Origin of the sequence: Plantibacter sp. RU18, assembly GCF_050613355.1 — a bacterium.
GTDB lineage: Bacteria > Actinomycetota > Actinomycetes > Actinomycetales > Microbacteriaceae > Plantibacter.
Window position 1 is genome coordinate 3,180,284 of sequence record NZ_CP159618.1, and the last position, 20,652, is coordinate 3,200,935.

Consider the following 20,652-nt stretch of genomic DNA (forward strand, 5'->3'; position numbering starts at 1 on the left):
CGGCACGTGAACGCCCCTTCGCCGACGGAACGCAGGATGCCCCCGCACGCCGCACTCCGTCCGTCGTGTCACGACGATCGGCAAAGTGAGTTAATCACCCGATTGAGTTTAGGCCGACCTCAGAGCGGGGACGTCAGGGTTATCCCCTAATGTGCGGAGTCGGCCGCCTGCGCACCGAACGTCTCGTCGAGCACGGCGAACACCTCCGGCTGCCGGTCCACGACGATCACCGCGGCCACAGCGAGCCGCCACATCGCGTCCACCGCACTCAGGAGGTCGCTGCGCCCGGTGAGCAGACTCGAGATCAGCTGAGTGCCCGTGAAGAATGCGACGAACGAGCGGGCCAGGACGGTCGCGTCCAGCTCGGACTCCAGCTCGCCGAGTTCGATCGATGCCTGCACGCGCTCCTGCACGTTCGCGATCCACTGCTCGTGGAATGCGGTCGTGGGAGCCTGGATGACGCCCTGCTCCAGCGACAGACGCATTCCGGCGCGGGTGATCGGATCGGTGAGCAGCAGCTCGGCCACGGCGCGCGACGCCTGCACGAGGCCGCCGAAGGGCGACGGCGCCGTCGTCGGCGCAGTCAGCGCAGCGATCGAACGGGTGCCCTGCTCGTTGATGACCGCGAGGGCGAGCTCCTCCTTGGAGGGGAAGTAGAAGTACAGGGACCCCTGAGTGGTCCCGGCCTCGCGGGCGATGTCCGAGAGACTGGCCTGGCCGTAGCCGACGCGGTCGAACATGCGCGCGGCACCTTCGACGACTGTCTGTCGTCGTTCATGACCTCGTTGCTGCTGTGGTCGTCGTTCGGGCATGTGCGCATCCTGCTTCTGTCATCCCCCGATTCATCGATAAGCGTACTCACTCGAAGCTGGGAACATTGTGTCGAACCGGCCGATTCCGCTGAACAAGTGGACCGACTTGCAACGACAGAACGTCCCGGTCCGCTCGGAAAAGAGCGAACCGGGACCCTGGATCGACGGGCGTGTCTCGCGACTACTCGCGACGAGTGACGAGCGCGAAGCGTTCGCGGAGTTCGGGTGCGTCGGCGAGAGGCCGCCAGGCGAGGCCGTCGTCCTCACGCATCGCCGCGACGGGGCGGAGTGCGACGAGCCGTTCTCCGAAGCGCAGCGCATCGAGGAAGAGCGTGTCGTTCCCCGCGTCGATGGTCAGCGAGCGCGGGTACCAGCCGCGGGAGGCGAGCGCTCCTGCGAGCCACGCCGAGTACGCCGGATCCTTGCCGGGTTCAGGGCGGAGCAGCTCCTGGTCGGCGAGATCGGACCACTCGATGCTGTCCTTCGTGGTCAGCGGATGCTGCGCCCGCATGACCACTCCGAGCGGCAGCGCCGCCACCTCCTCGGCCTGCAGGCCGTCGGGCAGGTCGATCGGAAGCCGCACGATCGTCGCGTCCAGACGGCCTGTGGTGACGAGATGAAGCTGCTCGACGGGCTCGATCGCGACGGCGACGGCCGGGACGTCGATGCGGTGTCCGACCTCCGTGACCACCGCGTCCCAGGTGGTCGGCGGTCGGCCCACCCTGATGTGACGCGCCGGCGCCTGTGGGTCCATATCCGCGACGACGTCGATGAAGGTCCTGGCTTTCAGCAGGAAACGCTGTCCCTCGCGGGTGGGGCGGTACTCGTCGCCGAGCACGCTGAAGATCTCGACGCCGATCGCCGCCTCGAGCCGCCGCAACTGCTGCGCGAGGCTCGGCTGCGCGACCCCGAGGAGGTTCGCGGCGACGCCCAATGTCCGAGCGTCCGCGACCACCACCGCTGAGCGCAGCTGACGGAGGGTGATGGCGTCGCGTTCGAGCTGGCGGTGGAGGTCGTGCGTCATGCTTCGAGCCTAAGGCGTGGGCTCCCCGTCGTTGGTACGTGCTGCTGCGAGCCGCAGGAACACGGCCTCTACCGGGAGTCCTACGTCGAGGAGGAATCGCTCCGCCGTCGGCTCGGCGTGCAGGAACACGGGATTGCCAGGGAGCTCACCGTCGTTTGACCTGCCGGCTGACCGGGAGGCCGTGGCGATGCATCGACCGCCTCGACCTCCCGGTACACTCGATGGGTCAGCCTCTGTAGCTCAATGGAAGAGCAGTTCCGTCCTAAGGAAAGGGTTGGGGGTTCGAGTCCCTCCAGGGGCACCGATGTCGGCTACGCCGCAGGTGCGAGGTACTGCTCCCAGTCGGGCTCCGAGCGCTCGACGCCGCGAACCAGCCAGTGCGAGCCATGCGGCATACCGGGCATGGTGCCGAGGTTCCAGTTCATCTCCGACGGGGTGCGGTCGCCCTTCACGTTGTTGCATCGCAGACAGCACGCGACGAGGTTCTCCCAGCTGTCCGCTCCCCCACGGGAACGCGGCTGCACATGGTCGATCGTCGAGGCGGCCTTCCCGCAATACGCGCACCGGTGCCCGTCACGACGGAGGACACCGCGGCGCGTGACCGGCACGCGACGTCCATGCGGGATGCGCACGTATCTGGTGAGCAGGATGACGGACGGCCGATCGTAGGAACCACTCGTCGCGAACACTGGGTGCGAATCGTCGATCTCGACGACGGTCGCCTTCTGATTCATCACGAGCAGCAGCGCCCGCTTGAACGACACGATCGCGAGCGGCTCGTAGCCCGCATTCAACACCAGTGTGCGCATACACGTTCCCTTCCGAGGGGCCACGACGGCTGCCGTGACCTGTCGACGATCACTCTCTGCAGAACCTCCGCAGCCCATGATCGGGTCGTTTCCGGGCGACAAAAAAGGGCACTGTCGACATGACAGCACCCTTCGGACGCACGGCGGCGCCGCGGCACGCTTGGCTCGAATGCCGCAACACGTACAGGCCGCGACCATTCGCGACCACGTGGCGACGTATAGCGTGCATCAGCTCCTGAACCTCTCCGAGTTGCAGAGCACCAGATTAACCCACAGCGGGCGGATTTCCGCACCTTCCAGCAGATTTCCTGCGCGCGCCATCTGCACGCCACGCGACGGACACCCCCGGAACGAGGAATCGCGCCCTCCCGATGGAAGGACGCGATTCCTGGCCGTGCAGTGGTTCGGCTCAGCCGACGCCCGGAGGGTAGAGGTAGAGCGCTACCGCACTCGCTGCGACAGTGCGCGTGTTGTAACTGTGACGAGCCGAACCCCAGTTGTATTCCTCGAGGGTGACGGTGCCGTCGGCGTTGACTGCCTGCACGTACGCGACGTGGTTGTAGTTGAACCAGGCGACCGAGCCGGCGATGGCGTTCGTGCCCTTGTTGTACTGCCAGGAGTCGGCCCAGCCGTAGGCGCTGCTCGGCGGCAGACCGTTGCCCCAGGTGTAGGCCCAACCACCGCTCGGCGTACCGGCGTCGCGATTGAGACGCCAGGCGACGAAGTCGACGCACTCGCGGTAGTAGTAGCGGAGCGGCGAGAGCCCGCCGCCCTCGTCATCGGAGGCCTGATCGAACCACGGGTAGTCGTCGCCGGGCTGCCGCGCAGCCCCGACGGTGACGGAATAGGTGGCATCGCTCGCTGCGGCGGCTGCATCGAGCTGGCGCTGGCGTTCCGCGAGCTCGTCCGGCGTGGTCGCCGTGTAGAGGTCGCGGGAGATGGCGGTGTCGGCGACCTGGTCCGAGGCGATGACGCTCTGCGCGCCAGCGGCCTTCAGCTGCTCGGATGCGGAGGTCTCGTAGTCGGTGGTTCCGGTGCTGCTCGCGGCGTAGGCGGGCAGGGCGACGGTGGCGAGGAGGGCAGGCACCAGGATGGCCATCGTGGCGACGCCGCGGACCGATCCGGGACGAGCGCCGGTCTTCTTCGGCTTCCGAGCCACCATCGTCGTCGATTGCGTCGGCTTGACCGGCGGCTTCGCGCGCGCGACCCGCTCGGCACCCGTGCGCAGCGGGGCGACCCGACTGAGCGATGAATCGGCAGCGGTCCGGACGGTGAATGAACTGGGCGCCGTGATCTCCGGCGCGGCCGGCTTCGTCAGCGGCAGCTGGTCGAGGGACACCGGGGCGATCGCGTCGGCGTCGTCCTCGATGACGGCGTCGTCCAGGACGATCTCAGGGTGCTCGATGGTTTCAGCGGGCGTCTCGACGACGTTTACCGCCTCGGACGCGTTGGCCGCAGCCTGCTCTTGGAGACGGAGCTGCTTCCGGGTGAGCGGGACCTCGCTCGGGTTCGTTGCGGCCCCGTCAGGGCCGCTCTCGCCAGCTGCAGTCAAGTGGATTCCTCCGGCACCCCGCATGCTCCGCGTGGATCGCACAAAGCGATCGGCACAGCGCAGCCCCATCCGACGTTTGGGTGTCGGTTCGCGTGGCCGAGGGACGGGCTAGGGGGTGCCTCGGTCGTATTCCCGGGACCAGATCATGGCCTCCGAGACGTGTGACAGCCTACGGGTTACCCCTGAGAAAGTCACGTTTCGATCACGGGATTCTGCCCTTCCGTGCCGAATCCTCATGCGCGTCTCATCCTCAGGCCGCAGGGGTCTCCACGAAGATGTGCGTTGCGAGTTCGTTCGGGAGCTCGAGGCCACCGTCGACACCGTCGATCGTGACGAGGACGTAACCGCCGGCCGCGGAGAACGAGCCCGTGCGGCCAGGCATCACACCGGCCTGCTTGAGCTGGAGCAGCAGCTCGGGATCGACCTGCGCCGGCTCGCCGAGACGACGGACCGTCGCCGTGACGGGCTCAGAACGACCCTCGACCAGACCGGAGATGTTGATGACTCCCTGCGAGAACGCGACGGCAGGGCTGTCGCCGAACTCGTCCAGACCCGGGATGGGAGTTCCGTAGGGGGATTCCGTCGGGTGGTTGAGCATGTCGAGCAGCTTGCGCTCGACCTGCTCGCTCATGACGTGCTCCCAGCGGCAGGCTTCCTCGTGGACGAACTCCCACTCGAGGCCGATGACGTCGCTCAGGAGGCGCTCGGCGAGTCGATGCTTGCGCATGACGTGCACGGCCTTGCGGCGGCCGGACTCGGTGAGCTCGAGGTGGCGGTCACCGGACACGACGACGAGACCGTCGCGCTCCATGCGCCCGACGGTCTGCGAGACCGTCGGCCCCGAATGTCCGAGCCGTTCGGAGATCCGCGCACGAAGCGGGATGATGTTCTCCTCTTCCAGCTCGAGAATGGTGCGAAGATACATCTCCGTGGTGTCAATCAGATCGGTCATCGACGCCCTCCCTGCCCGATTTACAAGTTCCCGGCAAGCCTAGTGCGCGCCGGTGACGTTCCCGCGCCACGCCGCTCCGCCCAGAGCGGACGGGCGCTGCCGAGCAGCGAACCGGCACCTGCCCTTCGCCTCTAGAATCTCCGTATGCCGGAGATCACGATTCCCACGTCCCTTCTGCCCGCCGACGGTCGATTCGGCTGCGGCCCGTCGAAGATCCGCCCCGAGCAGATCGCCGCGCTGTCAGCCGCCGGCCTCTCGCTGCTCGGTACCTCGCACCGCCAGGCACCCGTCAAGCAACTCGTCGGACGGGTCCGGGCTGGCCTGTCCGAACTCTTCCGCGCTCCCGACGGGTACGAGATCATCGTCGGCAACGGCGGGTCGACCGCGTTCTGGGATGCAGCCGCGTTCGGGCTCATCGAGCAGCGCAGTCAGAACCTCGTGTTCGGAGAGTTCGGCGGCAAGTTCGCGAAGGCCGCCGGCGCTCCCTGGCTGACGGCTCCCGACGTCCGCGAGGTTGCTGGCGGCTCCCGCGTCGACCCCGAGGCCGTGGAGGGCGTCGACGTCTACGCCTGGCCGCACAACGAGACGTCGACGGGTGTCATGGCTCCTGTCACGCGTGTCGCCGGCGACGCGGGCGCACTCACCGTCATCGACGCGACGAGCGCAGCAGGCGGGGTCGACTTCGACGCGACGCAGGCCGACGTCTACTACTTCGCTCCGCAGAAGAACTTCGCCTCCGACGGTGGTCTGTGGTTCGCCCTCTGCTCCCCCGCGGCCATCGAGCGCATCGAGCGCATCGCGGCGAGCGGGCGGTACATCCCCGAGTTCCTCAGCCTGAAGAACGCCGTGGACAACTCCCGTCTGGAGCAGACCCTCAACACGCCCGCGCTGTCGACGCTCGTACTGCTCGAGGAGCAGATCTCCTGGATCAACGGCAATGGCGGACTCGCCTGGGCTGCTGCGCGCACCGCGGAGTCCTCCGGCGCGCTCTACGACTGGGCAGAACGGACCTCCTACACGACGCCGTTCGTCACGAACGCCGAGCACCGGTCGCAGGTCGTCGTGACGATCGACTTCGACGACGCGATCGATGCCGCGCTGGTCGCGAAGACCCTCCGCGCAAACGGGATCGTCGACACGGAGCCATACCGCAAGCTCGGTCGGAACCAGCTCCGCGTGGCGACGTTCACGGCGATCGATCCTGCGGACGTCCGCCAGCTCATCGCGAGCATCGAGCACGTCGTCGGCGCTCTCTGAGCATCGAGCGCTGAACGCCGAACGGGCGGTCGACCTCCGCGAAGAGGTCGACCGCCCGTTGTGGTTCTGCAGCGGGACGAGCGACTACTCGTCCTCGAACCGGTCGTCGTCGTCGGAGTCGTCATCGTCGGACTCATCGTCATCGTCGTCATCGTCGTCATCGTCGTCGTCAGACTCGTCGTCGTCATCCGACTCATCGTCATCGTCAGACTCGTCGTCATCCGACTCGTCGTCATCCGACTCTTCATCGTCGGAGTCGTCATCATCGTCGTACTCGAGTTCGATCCCGTCGCGGTCACGATCACGAGGGTCGCCGGACAGTGCCGCGTCGTCGTCGAACTCATCGGCGTCGTCCGTGTCCTCGAGCGCTTCGTCCGCCGCAGCAGCGGCAGCAGCCTCCTGGGCGGACCGGTAGTCGGCGAGTCGCTCGGACCATGGCACCCACTGTGGCGCGAGCAGCGCGCCGTCGCCTGGCATGAGTTCCGTCTCGAGCACGTTCGGCGCGGCGTCGTCAGAGGTCCTCGACAGTGTGACCGTCCAGAACCACCCCGGGTACCCGGCCATCGTGTTCGCGAACAACAGGGAGACCAAGTGGTCGTCGATCACCACGTGGCCGGCGGGCTCGCCGACCGTGCTCGCCGGGGTGATCTCCTGGAGCGCCTCACGGGCGAGGGAGACAGCGGCGATCAGGGTCTCGTCCGGAACAGGGATGTACTCGGACGGGGCTTCAGCCTCGACCGACCCGACCTGCTCGGTGGAATCCGCCGGAGCGGTGTCGACCGGAGTCTGCTCGTCTTCGACGTCAGGCATCCAGCTCGTCCGCGACCTTGCGCAGCACTGCTGCGATCTTCTTGCTGTGCGCGCTGTTCGGGTACTTGCCGCGACGCAGGTCTCCGCCGATACCGTCGAGGAGCTTCACGAGGTCCTCGATGATGATCGCCATGTCGTCGGCCGGCTTGCGCTTCAGCTTGACGAGGCTCGGTGGCGCCTCGAGTACGCGCACGGAGAGCGCCTGCGCACCGCGCTTGCCGTCGGCGATGCCGAACTCGAGCCGCGTGCCGGGCTTGACGCCGTCGATGCCGGTGGGCAGCGCGGAGGCATGCAGGAAGACTTCCTGGCCGTCATCGGAGCTGATGAAGCCGAAGCCCTTCTCCTCGTCGTAGAACTTGACCTTGCCGGTGGGCATGGGAACCTCGCTGTGTGTTGTGCGCAGAACTGCAGCGCCGTGCGGTGATCGCGCGGGCAGCACGATCGAGAGGACGATCGGTCCTCGATCCCCAGCCTATTCGGTGCAGCGACCTGGTGCCTCTATCCTGGGAACTGTGGCTGACGACAAGACGCCGAGCATCTCGCGGCCAGAACGTGTCCTGGCCTACATGGTCGTGACGATCGTGGCCGTTTCCATCGCCGCGTTCGTCGCCGTGATGGTCGGCACGGCGTCGGGGCTCGAGCAGGCGGACTTCGGTTCAGGCGTCTGGCCCATCGTGACCGTGCTCCCGCTCGTGGGGCTGCCCATCGCCTTCCTGATGCTGATCGCGCTCATGATCGTCGGGGCCGTGCGGCGCTCGCGCGAGTCCCGCGGATCGTCGTCGCGCTGACCGACATGGGTGAGGCCTTCGCGATCGCGCGCCGCCTTCGGGGGCTCCCGGACGATGCGCTCCGCAGGCTGCTCCTCGACCGCAAGGTCGCGCCAGCCCGGATCGGCGACTTCTTCGACCTCGCAGAGGCACTTCTCGATGATGCGAGCGTCTCCCGTCGGATGGCGCTCCTCGACCGCGATGCTCTGGCTGTCTTGGCCGCTCTCCTCGACGATCCCGACGCGACGACCCTCGGCGACCGCACAGACCGCCTGCCTGACGCCGCCGCCAGCGCCCTCTCCACCCTGACCGAAGCGATGCTCGTCGTGCACGACGACGACACGGCTGTACCGGTCGGCGCCGCCGCACGTGCGTTCGCCTCGTTGGAGGCCAACGGTCGCCCTGGGCGCGCCGAGTTCCTGCGCCGAGCATCTCCGCCCGAGCCTCCGAAACCGCAACCCCTGTCCGACGTGGACGCCCTTGCCGTCGAGCGGGCATCAGGAGCCGTCGGGCTCCTGGGCGAGAGCCTGCACGAGCTCGACCGGGAGCCGGCCCGCCTCCTGGGTCGCGGAGCACCGTCGATGCCCGACCTCAAGCGCCTCGCCGCAGCGTCCGCGAGCACGCCGGAGGCGGTGGAGACCGCCCTGTCTGCCGCAGCGGGCGCTGGGCTCACGGTCGCCGTCGGCGCCGCGATCCGACTCAGCGCGGACGGCGAAGCCTGGCTCGCCTCCGCGACGGCAGATCGATGGCTCGCCCTGGCGACCGCCTGGGAGGCGTCCCTCCCCGCATCCCTCCGAGACAGGATCATCAGCGCCTATCGTCGTGGCTCGAGCGACCTCGTCGAGGAGCTCTCCTGGTGGTACCCGCTGGCAGACGACGCCGTCACCGCGCCGGCGAGCGCCGTCGACACCGCCGCGAGCCTGCTCGGCATCAGCGTCGACGGGACGACGAGCAGCATCGGCCAGCTGCTGCTCGACGGCGACGGGACGGCAGCCGCCGCCGCCCTCATGTCGGGCCTCCCGACGGAGGTGTCGCAGGTGGTCCTGCAGGACGACCTCACCGTGATCGCCCTCGGCCCGCCGACCGCCGAGCTCGACGTCCGGCTTCGCGCGATCGCCGAGCCAGAGGGTCGCGCTCAGGCATCGCGCTACCGGATCACCTCACACAGCGTCACGCGCGCACTCGCCGACGGCGACACCGCGGCGGACATCCTCGCGTTCCTCACCTCGGTCTCTCTCACCGGACTCCCACAGCCCCTGCGCTACCTCGTCGCGGAGGCCGAGCAGCGGTTCGGTCTGGTCCGCGTCGGCACGATCGCCGCCTCCGCCGACGCCTCGGCAGAAGCCGGTCGCACGAGCTACATCCGTTCCGACGACGACGGTCTGATCGCGGCCCTCTCCGTCGACCAGAGCCTCATCGCCCTCGGACTCCGGCCGAGCCACGGGCATCGGCTGACGAGCCGGGTCGATGCAGCGACCGTCTACTGGGCGCTGCACGACGCGCGCTACCCGGTGGTCGCCGAGGACGCCGCGGGTGCACCGCTGCGGGTGCGTCGACAGCCCGTGATCCGCAGCGCGAAGTCGTCGGTGGCCCCGACTCCGGACTCGGACCTGGTCGCCCGCCTCCGCGCCGAGGATCGCGGCGACACGAGCACCGCGTGGCTCGCCAAACAGCTCGAGATAGCCGTCCGCGACCACACGCCGGTCACCGTACAACTGCAGCACGGCGAGCGCCGATCCACCTTCACCATCGAACCGGTCAGCCTCGCGGGCGGCAGGCTGCGGGGGCTCGACCGCACGGCCGATGTCGAGCGCACCCTGCCACTCGCGATGATCACCGAGGTCCGTATCGCAGGTTGACCGCCCCGGCACTGAGTGCATCACCCCGCCATCCGGCCGGTAGACTTGGCGGTTATGTCTGATGGACCACTGATCGTCCAAAGCGACCGCACCGTGCTGCTCGAGGTCGCCCACCCGCTCGCCGAGGACGCCCGGCACGATCTCTCGGTGTTCGCCGAGCTCGAGCGCGCCCCCGAACACATCCACACCTACCGGATCACCCGGCTCGGCCTCTGGAACGCCCGCGCCGCCGGCCACGACGCCGACCAGATGATCGAGACGCTCGAGAAGTACTCCAAGTTCTCGATCCCCGCCTCGGTGACGATCGACATGCGCGAGACGGTGAACCGGTACGGGCGCCTCGTGATCGAGCGGTCCGACGAGGGCGAGCTCGTGCTGCGCTCGACCGATCTGCCGATCCTGACCGAGGTCGCGGGCGCCAAGCGCATCGCACCGCTGCTCATCGGGCATCCCACACCCGACACCTTCCTCGTCGAGCCGTGGGCGCGCGGTGCGCTGAAGCAGGAGCTCGTGAAGCTCGGCTGGCCGGCGGAGGACCTCGCCGGGTACACGGCCGGCACCCCGCACCAGATCGACCTCGTCGAGGACGGGTGGCACCTGCGCGACTACCAGCAGCAGGCCGTCGACAACTTCTTCGAGGGCGGGTCAGGCGTCGTCGTGCTGCCCTGCGGCGCGGGCAAGACCCTCGTCGGAGCGGGCGCGATGGCCACCGCGTCGACGAACACCCTCATCCTGGTGACCAACACGGTGTCGGCCAGGCAGTGGCGCGACGAGCTACTCAAACGGACCTCGCTCACGCCTGCGGAGATCGGCGAGTACTCCGGACAGGTCAAGGAGGTCAAGCCCGTCACGATCGCGACGTACCAGATCCTGACCGCGAAGCGGAAGGGCGAGTACGCCCACCTCGCGCTGCTCGACGCGATGGACTGGGGACTCGTGGTGTACGACGAGGTGCACCTCCTGCCTGCTCCGGTGTTCAAGCTCACCGCGGAGCTGCAGGCGCGACGACGCCTCGGTCTCACAGCCACCCTCATCCGCGAGGACGGCCGCGAGGGCGACGTCTTCTCGCTGATCGGCCCGAAACGGTTCGACGCACCGTGGAAGGAGATCGAGGCGCAGGGCTTCATCTCCCCCGCCGCCTGCTTCGAGGTCCGCGTCGACCTACCGCAGTCGGATCGACTCACCTACGCGGCATCCGCAGACGATGAGCGCTACCGACTGGCGGCAACGGCACCTGCGAAGCTCGACGTCGTCCGACAGCTCGTCGAACGGCACAAGGGGGAGCAGATCCTCGTGATCGGTCAGTACCTCGATCAGATCGAAGAACTCGCCGAAACCCTCGGTGCCCCGAAGCTCACGGGCGCGACACCCGTCGATGAGCGCGAACGGCTCTACCAGGCCTTCAGGGACGGTCTCGAACCGGTCCTCGTCGTCTCGAAGGTGGCCAACTTCTCGGTCGATCTGCCCGAGGCCACCGTCGCGATCCAGGTGTCCGGTTCCTTCGGTTCGCGGCAGGAGGAGGCTCAGCGCCTCGGCCGCCTGTTGCGCCCGAAGACGACGGGTCTGACAGCGAGTTTCTACACGCTCGTCTCTCGCGACACGGTCGATCAGGAGTTCGCGCAGAACCGTCAGCGATTCCTCGCCGAACAGGGGTACAGCTATACGATCCTCGACGCGCACGCCCTGCAGAGCGCCTGACCGGGAGCCGTTCATCGGCCGCCCACAGGGTGTGCCGCGCGGCTCTCAGGAAAGTGTCAAGAAACGTGCAGATAATAGTCGTATGACCGGACCCCGCATCCTCATCGTCGACGACGAACCGAACATCCGCGACCTCCTCACCACGAGTCTCCGCTTCGCCGGTTTCGCCGTGCGTGCAGTCGGCAACGGCGCTGCCGCCATCTCAGCCGTCCTCGAGGAGGAGCCGGACCTCATCATCCTCGACGTCATGCTCCCCGACATGAACGGCTTCGGCGTCACCAAGCGTCTCCGAAGCGCCGGCTACACCGCCCCGATCCTCTTCCTCACGGCGAAGGACGACACCGAGGACAAGATCACCGGTCTCACGGTCGGCGGCGACGACTACGTCACCAAGCCGTTCAGCCTCGACGAGATCGTCGCGCGCATCAAGGCCATCCTCCGGCGCACCATGCAGGCGGACGAGGACGCCGTGATCCGCACCGGCGAGCTCACGATGGACCAGGACACCCATGAGGTCCTCGTCGGCGACACCCCCATCGACCTCAGCCCGACCGAGTTCAAGCTCCTGCGCTACCTCATGCTGAACCCGAACCGGGTCCTGTCGAAGGCGCAGATCCTCGACCACGTCTGGGAGTACGACTTCAACGGCGACGCCGGCATCGTCGAGAGCTACATCTCGTACCTGCGCCGCAAGCTCGACCAGTTCTCCACCGAGCCACTGATCCAGACGAAGCGCGGCTTCGGTTACATGCTCAAGGCCGGGAAGGCGTAGTCCGAACCCGATGGCCGACTCCCTGTCCACCTGGTGGAGCAGCGTCTCACTGCGTACGAAGATCACTGGTGTGACGGTGCTCGTACTCGCGTTCGGCCTCCTGGTCGCGGGCATGGGGACGACCCCGCTGCTCAAAGAGGTCCTCACGCAGCAGGCGAACGACAGCCTGTCGACCGCTGCCAAGGGCAAGATCGTCGGCGAGATCTCGGAGGACGGTCAGCTCCAGCTCGACGCACCGACGTCGCTGTTCGTGGCGGTCTACGACACCAACGGTGAGCTGCGCGCGTCGTCGGGGTGGGATGAGAGCATCGCTCCCGAGCACCCCGCGCACCTCAGCGCGAACGATGTCGCGGTCACCGGCAACCAGATCTACACCACCACCAACGCGAGCGGCACGATCGTCTACCACGCGGTGTCCGTCCCGGTCACGCTGGACGGCTTCCGCACCGGTGCCGCCTGGGTCGCCATCTCGATGCAGGCGACGGACAACACGATCGCGACATACCTCACGATCTTCTTCGTCCTCGGCGTCCTCATCATCGTCGTGGGCGCATTGCTGACGCGCTGGCTCGTCACCGGCACGTTCGAACCGCTCCGTCAGGTGGAGCGGACCGCCGCGGCGTTCGCGGACGGCGACTTCAGCCAGCGGCTCGCCGGGTCGACGCCGAACACCGAGGTCGGACGGCTCAGTCGTTCGCTGAACACCATGCTGGCGCGCATCGACCGCGCGTACTCCGACCGTGGCAAGACGATCGAGCAGATGCGCAACTTCGTCGGCGACGCCAGCCACGAGCTGCGGACACCGCTCGTGTCGGTCCGCGGCTACGCCGAGCTGTACCGCATGGGGGCTCTCCAGACTCCACAGGACGTCGCCCAGGCGATGGAACGCATCGAGAAGGAGGCGATCCGCATGGGGGCCCTGGTCGAAGACCTCCTGCAGCTCGCCCGACTCGACGAGACACGACCTCTGAACGTCGCCTCCGTCGACCTGCTCCCGATCGCTCGGGATGCGGCGTTGGACACCACCGCACAGGCTCCGGGCCGGACGGTCAGGGTCGTCCGCGACGAGCACATGGCCGAGCCCGCCGACGCCTCCCCCGCTGAGATCGCCTCAACCGCATCGACACCCCCAGAGCTTGCCGCACAGCAGAGCACCACGGGGCCGATCTTCGGCGCGACGTTCAACCGCTTCCGTCGTCGCCCGAAGCAGACCGGCGAGATTCCCACGCAGGACCCGTTGAAGCCCGTCACCGAGCAGTTGACGCTCGCCGTGCCGCCGATCGTGCTCGGCGAGGAGAACAAGATCCGGCAGGTCGTCACGAACCTGATCGGCAATGCGCTGCGCTTCACGCCGGCCGACAGCCCGATCGAACTCGCGGTCGGAACGGACGCGCGCGCCGGGACGGCGAGCATCGCCATCGTCGACCACGGCGAGGGCATTCCGCCCCAGATCCGCGAGAAGATCTTCCAGCGGTTTTGGCGCGCGGACAGCTCTCGGACACGGGAGACTGGCGGCAGCGGCCTGGGGCTCGCGATCGTCGCATCCATCGTCGCGGCCCACGGGGGCCGGGTGGATGTCACGGAGACTCCGGGCGGCGGAGCGACCTTCCGTGTCGTCCTGCCACTGGCGCCTGCCGCGGCGACGACGCCGCTTGTCATCGACGGCCCGCCCGCCTGAGACCGGCGCTCGATCGGCACCGCCGACCGTCCTCCCCACGGAGGTCCTGAGCGGTCGTCGTCCACACCCGGCCGAGGTGCTGACGCCTCACGATGTCGGCGAACCTAGTGTCGGGGTCGTGGCGATGAGACACATCGCCCCGACGAACGGAGTCCATCCATGGCAACCTTCCAGGTCGACAGTGAGGCCGTCCAGCAGGCCTCGACCGCAGCCCGCATCACGATCGAACAGATCCAGAGCGAGGTCACCCGGCTCCAGTCCCAGTTGAGTGCACTCGACGGCCAGTGGACGGGCGCGGCTGCCGCCGCGTTCCATGGCGTCGTCGAACGGTGGCGGGGCACGCAGCGTCAGGTCGAGGAACACCTCGGAGAGATCAGCCGCGCACTGGCCGTCGCCGGCAACCAGTACGCAGACATCGAACGTGCGAACGCAAGCATGTTCAGCGGCTGATCCGCCCGCGGGCGGGTGGATCAGCAGGTCCAGGCGACGACTGCCCCCGCGAGGGATGGCAGGGATGCCGATCAGGGTCGAGCGGTGATACTGGCCGCGGCGAGTTCCGCGTAGGCCAGCGCCTGCTGACCCAGCTCATCCACCCCGTATATGCCGTCCAGGGAACTCTCGTTGTCGACCTGGACCTGCAACCAGTGCCCGGCGACCGCGAGTTGGAGGCTGCAGGTCGCCCACGGGCTCGTGCTGCATTCGAGGAAGGCGTCCCGCGCTCCCAGGCCGTCTATCGTCACGATCTCGATGTCCGTTCCCGCGGTCATCCGCGATTCGAGCAGTTGCTCGTAGGCCCAGCGTCCGCCCGGAAGCGCCCGCAGGACACCGCGTGCGGAGTCACTGTCAGGCAGGGAGAAGATGCAGTCCGGCGCGCCGAAGTCGTCGGCGGCGACCCCTCGGTTCCACAGCCGCTTCTTCGGCGCCCAGCTGTACGCGAGTTCCTGGCCAAGAGCCTCGCTCATCGCCTCGGCAGGCACGAACGCCTCGCAGTCCGTCGGCAGCGCGTTCGCTCCCGGGGTCGTCCCGCCCCAGGCGTACCGGGGAGCCGTGCCGACCGGTTCGAGTGCCGCCCGGATCGCCTCGATGAACGGCGTGACCGCCTCGACCGCATCCTCGTCCGACGCTGCGGCGTTGTCGGCCGGACCGTAGATGATCAGGTCGACCCAGCTGTCACCGACCAGGAAGTTGATGCTGCAGACGCCGAGCACACTCCCGTTCTGGGTGAAGCAGGACAGCGTGGTGGAGTCCGGCCACGGGCCTGACACCCCGTTCGCCCACCGCTCGAAGTAGGCGTCCCAGTCGGCGTGCGACCCGGGCAGGATGGTGATCTCGGCCCACCGCTCCGTGCCGAGCGGCGTTCCGCCCTCCGACTGGTTTCTCGACTCACCATTGCTCCACGTGCAGTGCAGGCCCCCGAGTGAGTTCGCCGCCCACAGCAGTGGGTTCGCACTGGAAGGATCGGCGAAGGATGGCTCCAGGGTCACTGCTGGCGCAAGCGCGGTCACCACCACGTCCTGGGGGACGAGGTTCTCGCACCCGAATCCGTAGGAACTCACCGGTGCGGTCGGTTTCGCCGTCGCAGATGGCTCCGGCGATGCGGATTTCGTGGGCGATGCCGTGGGCCTCCCCTCACTCGGCGTGCACGCGGCAAGCCCCAATACCAACATGGCGGCGACTGCCGCTCCCCCGATGCGCTTCATAGCTCGATCATAGGAAACGAGGAACGTGGACATATGCCATTCCGATCACGTATCCGCAACAACTGTTCGCACAATGCGCCAGAGGGCATACGCCTCAAGGGTTGCCCCTGATGCGTCCTGCCGAACGCCGCAGGGCGCCTCCCGAAGGAGACGCCCTGCGCGTGTGAAGCGGTCGGACTGAGAGGTCCATGCCACCGGTCGGGTCGACGGCCGGAGCTGTGTTCTTCTCCGGCTTGTCGGCGATGACGACGCCGCTCGGTGCCTCGGAGCAATGGATCAGTTGGCGACCATGGCTGTGGCCAATGCCGTCAGCCGCTCGGCGGCGGACAGCGACCCATCGCCCAGACTGGAAGCTCCGCCGAGGGAGATCACGACCCAGGTCCCGTTGAAGTTCATCTCCAGATCGGCTCGATCAGCGACCATCGGGTCGATGCGGACGATCACACTGCCGGCCGACAGACCCGGGATCTCGACAGCCGAGACGTTCGGTGACTCCAGCGCAGAGGCTGCCGATACCGCGAACTCGACGCCCGCGCCGGGGAGCGTCTCGATCGATCCCATGCGACCGGATTCGGTACCGGCGAAGCCGCAGGCCTGGCCGCCCGCCCCGAAGACAGCGCCATACGGCAGGTTGCTTGACCGGTAGCTGTATCCAGGAACCCACTCGGGTGCCGACAGCTCGAGCGTCGCTGCGAGGGTGTCGCGCGACACGACGCCCTCGCAGTCGGACGGCCACGAGGAGGCTGCTTCCGGGAGCTGAGGGGATCGGCTCTCGCCAAGACCGCCGACGACAGAGGCGACGTGGTCGAAGACCGCCTGCTCGCTCTCCGTCGGAGGCAGATAGCTGTCAGCGTAGGAGATGGCGAAGGCACTCACCCAGTATTCGCCGATGACCATCTCGGCGGAGCATGTACCGAAGTCGCACGCGCCGGCCGGATCCGCGCCGGGCGTCGAACCGCCCAGCTCGCTCGCGATCCGCTCGGAGGTTTCCGCACCCCGCGGGATCAGGTCGACAGCGACAGCCAGCCAGTTGTCAGGACCGTCGATACCGTTGCGGTCCTCCGTCGGCGCGGACGGATCCACGGCACCCCACTCGCAGGACAGGCCGCCTGCGTACTCGTAGGCGCTCGTCCAGAACGAGCCGTACGCCGCACGAGCCGGGTCTGTTGCGCCGGCCACCAGCGGGACACCGAAGGTCGCGTCGACGAGATCCTGCGGGATCAGCTCCTCGCAGCTGGTGTCGCCGAGCGCGCTCGGCCAGGTCGGCGTCGGGGATGACGTCGGTGCGGGCGTCGCCGCCGGTGACGCGGTCTCGATTGCCGCACCAGGCGAACAGGCTGTCATCAGCAATACCAATGCAGCAGTGGCCGCGGCTCCCCCGAGTCTTCTCATAGCTCAATCATAGGAATGTGTGTGCCGCGCGGATGCCGCCGCAGGTCACGTTCCCGCATCACATGCTGGAACGCATACACGCCACGGCATCGACACTCGGGACAGCCCCGATGTGCTGGAACAACAACGCAGGGCGCCTCCCGAAGGAGACGCCCTGCGCGTGTGAAGCGGTCGGACTTAGAAGTCCATGCCACCGGTCGGGTCGCCGGCCGGAGCCGGGTTCTTCTCCGGCTTGTCGGCGACGACGGCCTCGGTGGTGAGGAACAGACCAGCGATCGACGCTGCGTTGAGCAGCGCGGAGCGCGTGACCTTCACCGGGTCGTTGATTCCGGCAGCAAGCATGTCGACGTACTCACCGGTCGCGGCGTTGAGGCCGTGTCCGACGGGCAGGTTACGAACCTTGTCGGCCACGACGCCGGGCTCGAGGCCTGCGTTGAGGGCGATCTGCTTGAGCGGAGCGTCGATGGCGACCTTGACGATGTTCGCACCGGTCGCTTCGTCACCGACGAGCTCCAGCTTCTCGAACGCGGTCTTGCCAGCCTGGATGAGCGCGACGCCACCACCGGCGACGATGCCCTCTTCGACGGCAGCCTTCGCGTTACGGACGGCGTCCTCGATGCGGTGCTTGCGCTCCTTGAGCTCGACCTCGGTCGCCGCGCCGGCCTTGATGACCGCCACACCGCCTGCGAGCTTCGCGAGGCGCTCCTGCAGCTTCTCGCGGTCGTAGTCGCTGTCGGTGTTGTCGATCTCCTTGCGGATCTGCGAGACACGACCAGCGATGGCGTCGGCATCGCCGGCACCCTCGACGATGGTGGTCTCATCCTTGGTGATGACGACCTTGCGAGCACGGCCGAGAAGGTCGAGGGTGACGGTCTCGAGCTTGAGGCCGACCTCCTCGGAGATGACCTGGCCACCGGTGAGGATGGCGATGTCCTGGAGCTGAGCCTTGCGGCGGTCGCCGAAGCCAGGCGCCTTGACGGCGACCGACTTGAAGATGCCACGGATCTTGTTCACGACGAGGGTCGCGAGCGCTTCGCCGTCGACGTCCTCAGCGATGATGAGGAGCTGCTTGCCCGACTGGATGACCTGGTCGACGATCGGGAGGAGGTCCTTGATCGCCGAGATCTTCTGGTTGGCGATGAGGATGTAGGGGTCCTCGAACACCGCCTCCTGGCGGTCGGGGTCGGTCACGAAGTACTGCGACAGGTAGCCCTTGTCGAAGCGCATGCCCTCGGTGAGCTCGAGCTCGGTGCCGAAGGTGTTCGACTCCTCAACGGTGACGACGCCTTCCTTGCCGACCTTGTCGATCGCCTCGGCGATGATCTCGCCGATGGTGGTGTCGCCGGCGGAGATGGAAGCGGTCGCAGCGATCTCCTCCTTGGTCTCCACCTCCTTGGCGTTGGCGATGAGCTCGGCCGTGACAGCTGCAACGGCCTTCTCGATGCCGCGCTTGAGGCTGATGGGGTCGGCGCCTGCGGCGACGTTGCGGAGGCCCTCACGCACGAGCGCCTGTGCCAGCACGGTCGCGGTGGTGGTGCCGTCGCCTGCGACGTCGTCGGTCTTCTTGGCGACCTCCTTGACGAGCTCCGCGCCGATCTTCTCGTACGGGTCGTCGAGTTCGATCTCCTTGGCGATGGACACGCCATCGTTGGTGATCGTGGGAGCGCCCCACTTCTTCTCGAGGACAACGTTGCGACCGCGCGGCCCAAGGGTGACCTTGACCGTGTCAGCAAGAATGTTCAGTCCACGCTCGAGGCCGCGACGGGCCTCCTCGTCGAAAGCAATGATCTTAGCCATGTGTGTTTTTCGTCCCTCCCGGACGTCATGAACGTTGTTAGCACTCAATGAGTGCGAGTGCTAAGTCGATTCTGGCACTCAGGGGGTGGGAGTGCAAGTGAGCGCCAGTGCCCTGAGCGAACTCCCGGGAAGCGCCCGGAGACGAGGACAACGCCGCCCACTCGTGTGGACGGCGTTGCGGGAATCTCTCCCCAGATCGGCGTCTAGGCCAGTCGTACCGCCTCGGCCTGGGGCCCCTTTGCGCCAGTGCCGACCTCGAAGACGACCGCCTGGCCCTCTTCGAGGGACTTGTATCCACTCATGTCGATGGCCGAGTAGTGGACGAAGACGTCCTGCCCGTCGCCGTCAACCGTGATAAAGCCGAAGCCCTTCTCAGCGTTGAACCACTTCACGGTTCCGTTCGCCATTTCATACTCCCATTGCTGCGTGCTCTCGGTGCTCGACTGTTGCCGTGCCCGGGCCTGCCGATCGGAGTCGGGACTCCGACGGCAATCTCGTCGCGGTACAGACCCGGGGGCGGGTCGTGACGTGACGTGATGAGCGGCCAATTCCAGATACTAATCCGGAGCACCACGAGGAATCACGCGAAAATCGTCAAACGGGCCGGAGTATTACGACAACTCAACACGGAGGAAACACCCCCGAAACACAGGCCGCGCGAGCGAACCGTCTGGGTGCAGTCGACTGGACCGCTCAGGCAGCCGGCTGGTAGTCCGCGCCGACCACGACGACGATGCGCAGGACCGGGGCTTCGCCGTCCTCGACCGGGATGGCGTACTGATCCGTGATCTGGATGGGGACGCCGCCGAGTGCGTTGGCGATCGCCCGAGCCACGCCCTCCTGAGATGCATCCTGATAGTAGACGCCACTCGTCGCGACGTCGTCGGTGCTCGCGTCACTGGTCGGGATCTGCTGCGTGAAGCCCGCCGCGGCGATCGCCGCAGCAGCTGCGCCCGCGAGGCCGTCGGTCGTGGTGCCGTTGAGCACCAGGATGCTCGCCGCAGGGTCCACGACCGGTGCAGCCTCAGTGGGCGTGGGCGTCGGTGTCTCCGTCGCCGTCGGCGTGGCGGAGCTGCCGAAGAAGTCGATCCGGTCGTTCAGGCCGAACAGTGCGAGTGTCCCGATGCCGACGAGGACGAGCGTGGCGACGACCGCCACCAGGAAGGCGATCCAGCCTCGCCCCTTCGGAGCGGGTGCGCGATGGGCCCCGACACGCTTGAGGTCATGGACCTCGTCGAAGCGGTCGTGCGGAAAGGTTTCAGCCATGGTGTGGTCTCCGGGTGATGCTCACACGTTCCGACGCGGAGCCGAGGCTCCTCGCGCCGAGAGGCGAGCGTCGCGGGTGCGTTGCAGCCGCTTGATCAGCATGGGGTCGTGGGCGAGAGCGAGCGGCGAGTCGATGAGCGCGCCGAGCAGTTGGTAGTAACGGGCGGGCGAGAGCGAGAAGCGATCACGGATCGCGGCCTCTTTCGCACCGACATGACGCGTCCAGTGGGACTCGAACTCGAGGATCTCGAGATCCCGTTCGGCAAGGGCGTTCGCAGGCCGCGCCGCGCTGCCGTCGACCGGTTCGTCCGATGCTGGACGCATGGTGATCCTTCCGCTGATCAGCGCCGCTCGGGCGTGCTGGAATCCGGCAGTGGTCTGCCGTCCGTCCATCCTATTCAGCCACCCGGCCCCGGGCCGCATCCCGCTCGGCGAGGCAGCACGTTCACCGGGAAGGTTCAGGCCACCTGCAGCGTTGTGTCATCTGGCGCCCGTGCGGCCATCGAC

The 20,652-nt window shown here is 67.5% G+C and carries 20 protein-coding genes and 1 tRNA gene; 8 read left to right on the forward strand and 13 right to left on the reverse strand.

Annotation, left to right across the window (positions count from 1 at the left end; translation table 11 throughout):
- Positions 1–146: 146 nt before the first annotated feature.
- Together ABMA10_RS15275 and ABMA10_RS15280 are read right to left on the reverse strand one after the other, a co-directional pair.
- Complete coding sequence (locus tag ABMA10_RS15275) at positions 147–812, reverse strand: ScbR family autoregulator-binding transcription factor (RefSeq protein ID WP_347868537.1); 666 nt, start codon at positions 810–812, stop codon at positions 147–149.
- Between the two features lie 181 nt (positions 813–993).
- Positions 994–1,836 carry a LysR family transcriptional regulator gene (locus tag ABMA10_RS15280; protein ID WP_347868538.1) on the reverse strand — a complete coding sequence of 281 codons (843 nt, stop codon included), beginning with the start codon at positions 1,834–1,836 and terminating at the stop codon, positions 994–996.
- A 229-nt stretch (positions 1,837–2,065) separates the two neighbouring features.
- On the opposite strand from ABMA10_RS15280, the gene ABMA10_RS15285 reads away from it, so the two are divergent.
- Positions 2,066–2,137, forward strand: a tRNA-Arg gene (locus ABMA10_RS15285).
- A 10-nt stretch (positions 2,138–2,147) separates the two neighbouring features.
- Here ABMA10_RS15285 and ABMA10_RS15290 read toward each other — a convergent pair.
- The 3 genes from ABMA10_RS15290 to ABMA10_RS15300 all read right to left on the reverse strand — a co-directional run bounded on the left by ABMA10_RS15290 (position 2,148) and on the right by ABMA10_RS15300 (position 5,149).
- Entirely contained in the window at positions 2,148–2,645 is a 498-nt protein-coding gene (locus ABMA10_RS15290) for an HNH endonuclease (RefSeq protein WP_347868539.1), read from the reverse strand.
- Between the two features lie 409 nt (positions 2,646–3,054).
- The gene (locus ABMA10_RS15295; protein WP_431030661.1) at positions 3,055–4,197 is read right to left on the reverse strand and encodes a CHAP domain-containing protein; all 1,143 of its coding nucleotides are present in this window, start codon (positions 4,195–4,197) and stop codon (positions 3,055–3,057) included.
- A 250-nt stretch (positions 4,198–4,447) separates the two neighbouring features.
- Positions 4,448–5,149 (reverse strand): metal-dependent transcriptional regulator, encoded by a 702-nt coding sequence (locus tag ABMA10_RS15300; protein ID WP_347868541.1) that lies wholly within the window; start codon positions 5,147–5,149, stop codon positions 4,448–4,450.
- Positions 5,150–5,293: 144 nt separating this feature from the next.
- On the opposite strand from ABMA10_RS15300, the gene serC reads away from it, so the two are divergent.
- Positions 5,294–6,406 carry a phosphoserine transaminase gene (gene serC / locus ABMA10_RS15305; RefSeq protein WP_347868542.1) on the forward strand — a complete coding sequence of 371 codons (1,113 nt, stop codon included), beginning with the start codon at positions 5,294–5,296 and terminating at the stop codon, positions 6,404–6,406.
- Positions 6,407–6,490: 84 nt separating this feature from the next.
- Here serC and ABMA10_RS15310 read toward each other — a convergent pair whose 3' ends face one another.
- On the reverse strand, positions 6,491–7,216 hold the full coding sequence (locus ABMA10_RS15310; RefSeq protein WP_431030662.1) for a DUF3027 domain-containing protein: 726 nt from the start codon (positions 7,214–7,216) through the stop codon (positions 6,491–6,493).
- A complete protein-coding gene (locus ABMA10_RS15315) occupies positions 7,209–7,592 on the reverse strand; it encodes a cold-shock protein (protein WP_347868544.1) in 384 nt (127 codons plus the stop codon). Before ABMA10_RS15315 ends, ABMA10_RS15310 begins: the two co-directional genes overlap by 8 nt.
- 136 nt (positions 7,593–7,728) lie before the next feature.
- On the opposite strand from ABMA10_RS15315, the gene ABMA10_RS15320 reads away from it, so the two are divergent.
- From ABMA10_RS15320 to ABMA10_RS15345, 6 genes are all read left to right on the forward strand, one after another.
- Positions 7,729–8,004 (forward strand): multidrug ABC transporter ATPase, encoded by a 276-nt coding sequence (locus tag ABMA10_RS15320; RefSeq protein WP_431030663.1) that lies wholly within the window; start codon positions 7,729–7,731, stop codon positions 8,002–8,004.
- A 5-nt stretch (positions 8,005–8,009) separates the two neighbouring features.
- Complete coding sequence (locus ABMA10_RS15325; protein ID WP_347868546.1) at positions 8,010–9,842, forward strand: helicase-associated domain-containing protein; 1,833 nt, start codon at positions 8,010–8,012, stop codon at positions 9,840–9,842.
- 54 nt (positions 9,843–9,896) lie between these two features.
- Positions 9,897–11,540, forward strand: coding sequence for a DNA repair helicase XPB (locus tag ABMA10_RS15330; RefSeq protein WP_347868547.1), 1,644 nt, complete (start codon positions 9,897–9,899; stop codon positions 11,538–11,540).
- Positions 11,541–11,622: 82 nt separating this feature from the next.
- Entirely contained in the window at positions 11,623–12,312 is a 690-nt protein-coding gene (locus ABMA10_RS15335) for a response regulator transcription factor (RefSeq protein ID WP_347868548.1), read from the forward strand.
- Positions 12,313–12,322: 10 nt separating this feature from the next.
- Positions 12,323–13,990, forward strand: coding sequence for a sensor histidine kinase (locus tag ABMA10_RS15340; RefSeq protein ID WP_347868549.1), 1,668 nt, complete (start codon positions 12,323–12,325; stop codon positions 13,988–13,990).
- A gap of 159 nt (positions 13,991–14,149) precedes the next feature.
- A complete protein-coding gene (locus ABMA10_RS15345) occupies positions 14,150–14,440 on the forward strand; it encodes a WXG100 family type VII secretion target (protein WP_347868550.1) in 291 nt (96 codons plus the stop codon).
- 71 nt (positions 14,441–14,511) lie between these two features.
- Here the strand turns inward: ABMA10_RS15345 and ABMA10_RS15350 are convergent, their stop codons facing one another.
- From ABMA10_RS15350 to ABMA10_RS15375, 6 genes are all read right to left on the reverse strand, one after another.
- On the reverse strand, positions 14,512–15,690 hold the full coding sequence (locus tag ABMA10_RS15350; RefSeq protein ID WP_431030664.1) for a hypothetical protein: 1,179 nt from the start codon (positions 15,688–15,690) through the stop codon (positions 14,512–14,514).
- Positions 15,691–15,966: 276 nt separating this feature from the next.
- Positions 15,967–17,034, reverse strand: a complete 1,068-nt coding sequence (locus tag ABMA10_RS15355) for a hypothetical protein (protein WP_431030665.1) — start codon at positions 17,032–17,034, stop codon at positions 15,967–15,969.
- A gap of 225 nt (positions 17,035–17,259) precedes the next feature.
- Positions 17,260–18,879 carry a chaperonin GroEL gene (groL, locus tag ABMA10_RS15360; RefSeq protein WP_347868553.1) on the reverse strand — a complete coding sequence of 540 codons (1,620 nt, stop codon included), beginning with the start codon at positions 18,877–18,879 and terminating at the stop codon, positions 17,260–17,262.
- 203 nt (positions 18,880–19,082) lie between these two features.
- Positions 19,083–19,286: a cold-shock protein gene (locus ABMA10_RS15365; RefSeq protein ID WP_347868554.1), complete on the reverse strand. Its 204-nt coding sequence runs from the start codon at positions 19,284–19,286 to the stop codon at positions 19,083–19,085.
- 286 nt (positions 19,287–19,572) lie between these two features.
- Positions 19,573–20,145, reverse strand: coding sequence for a LytR C-terminal domain-containing protein (locus ABMA10_RS15370; RefSeq protein ID WP_347868555.1), 573 nt, complete (start codon positions 20,143–20,145; stop codon positions 19,573–19,575).
- Between the two features lie 21 nt (positions 20,146–20,166).
- The gene (locus ABMA10_RS15375; RefSeq protein ID WP_347868556.1) at positions 20,167–20,469 is read right to left on the reverse strand and encodes a DUF3263 domain-containing protein; all 303 of its coding nucleotides are present in this window, start codon (positions 20,467–20,469) and stop codon (positions 20,167–20,169) included.
- Positions 20,470–20,652 lie beyond the last annotated feature (183 nt).

Bases quoted from the DNA above. Each gene is read 5' to 3' on its own strand.
- ABMA10_RS15375 (WP_347868556.1), bottom strand. From the start codon at position 20,469: ATGCGTCCAGCATCGGACGAACCGGTCGACGGCAGCGCGGCGCGGCCT.
- ABMA10_RS15280 (WP_347868538.1), bottom strand. From the start codon at position 1,836: ATGACGCACGACCTCCACCGCCAGCTCGAACGCGACGCCATCACCCTC.
- ABMA10_RS15315 (WP_347868544.1), bottom strand. From the start codon at position 7,592: ATGCCCACCGGCAAGGTCAAGTTCTACGACGAGGAGAAGGGCTTCGGC.
- ABMA10_RS15275 (WP_347868537.1), bottom strand. From the start codon at position 812: ATGCCCGAACGACGACCACAGCAGCAACGAGGTCATGAACGACGACAG.
- ABMA10_RS15345 (WP_347868550.1), top strand. From the start codon at position 14,150: ATGGCAACCTTCCAGGTCGACAGTGAGGCCGTCCAGCAGGCCTCGACC.
- ABMA10_RS15365 (WP_347868554.1), bottom strand. From the start codon at position 19,286: ATGGCGAACGGAACCGTGAAGTGGTTCAACGCTGAGAAGGGCTTCGGC.
- groL (WP_347868553.1), bottom strand. From the start codon at position 18,879: ATGGCTAAGATCATTGCTTTCGACGAGGAGGCCCGTCGCGGCCTCGAG.
- ABMA10_RS15350 (WP_431030664.1), bottom strand. From the start codon at position 15,690: ATGAAGCGCATCGGGGGAGCGGCAGTCGCCGCCATGTTGGTATTGGGG.
- ABMA10_RS15325 (WP_347868546.1), top strand. From the start codon at position 8,010: ATGGGTGAGGCCTTCGCGATCGCGCGCCGCCTTCGGGGGCTCCCGGAC.
- ABMA10_RS15310 (WP_431030662.1), bottom strand. From the start codon at position 7,216: ATGCCTGACGTCGAAGACGAGCAGACTCCGGTCGACACCGCTCCGGCG.
- ABMA10_RS15330 (WP_347868547.1), top strand. From the start codon at position 9,897: ATGTCTGATGGACCACTGATCGTCCAAAGCGACCGCACCGTGCTGCTC.
- ABMA10_RS15370 (WP_347868555.1), bottom strand. From the start codon at position 20,145: ATGGCTGAAACCTTTCCGCACGACCGCTTCGACGAGGTCCATGACCTC.
- ABMA10_RS15300 (WP_347868541.1), bottom strand. From the start codon at position 5,149: ATGACCGATCTGATTGACACCACGGAGATGTATCTTCGCACCATTCTC.
- ABMA10_RS15340 (WP_347868549.1), top strand. From the start codon at position 12,323: ATGGCCGACTCCCTGTCCACCTGGTGGAGCAGCGTCTCACTGCGTACG.
- ABMA10_RS15355 (WP_431030665.1), bottom strand. From the start codon at position 17,034: ATGACAGCCTGTTCGCCTGGTGCGGCAATCGAGACCGCGTCACCGGCG.
- ABMA10_RS15290 (WP_347868539.1), bottom strand. From the start codon at position 2,645: ATGCGCACACTGGTGTTGAATGCGGGCTACGAGCCGCTCGCGATCGTG.
- ABMA10_RS15335 (WP_347868548.1), top strand. From the start codon at position 11,623: ATGACCGGACCCCGCATCCTCATCGTCGACGACGAACCGAACATCCGC.
- serC (WP_347868542.1), top strand. From the start codon at position 5,294: ATGCCGGAGATCACGATTCCCACGTCCCTTCTGCCCGCCGACGGTCGA.